This window comes from Halomonas sp. ND22Bw (assembly GCF_003011945.1).
In the GTDB taxonomy this organism is placed as follows: domain Bacteria; phylum Pseudomonadota; class Gammaproteobacteria; order Pseudomonadales; family Halomonadaceae; genus Halomonas; species Halomonas halophila.
This window is the reverse complement of the sequence record NZ_PXWD01001088.1, coordinates 1-263: the sequence shown is the minus strand read 5'-3', so window position 1 is coordinate 263 and position 263 is coordinate 1. Positions and strand designations below refer to the sequence as shown.

The 263-nt window shown below is 64.3% G+C and carries 1 protein-coding gene; it reads left to right on the top strand.

The genetic code is table 11. The annotated features are described in order from the left end of the window. Nucleotides 1-263, top strand: a 263-nt coding sequence (locus CVH10_RS21540) for a hypothetical protein (RefSeq protein ID WP_219924968.1), incomplete at both ends; no start/stop codon positions are given.

The window sequence follows — 263 nt, the reverse complement described above, 5'->3', positions numbered from 1 at the left end:
CTTCGCCGGAAGGGAAGGGGGATCGGCCTGTCGGCGATCCGGACATGGGGTTCGGGTCTGATCCGAAGAAAGGCCTGTCCCATGTGCATCGATCCCAACATCGAGCCGGTCGCCTTCGCGCTCGACACCAAGCTGTGCCACCTGTTCCCCTCGCTCGGCGACATCCACCGTGAGGAGATAGCCCTCGATCTCGCGCGTACCGCCATCTTCATGGCGACCGCCATGGCGATGGACATGGCGCAGGAATATCGCAACGGCGGGCC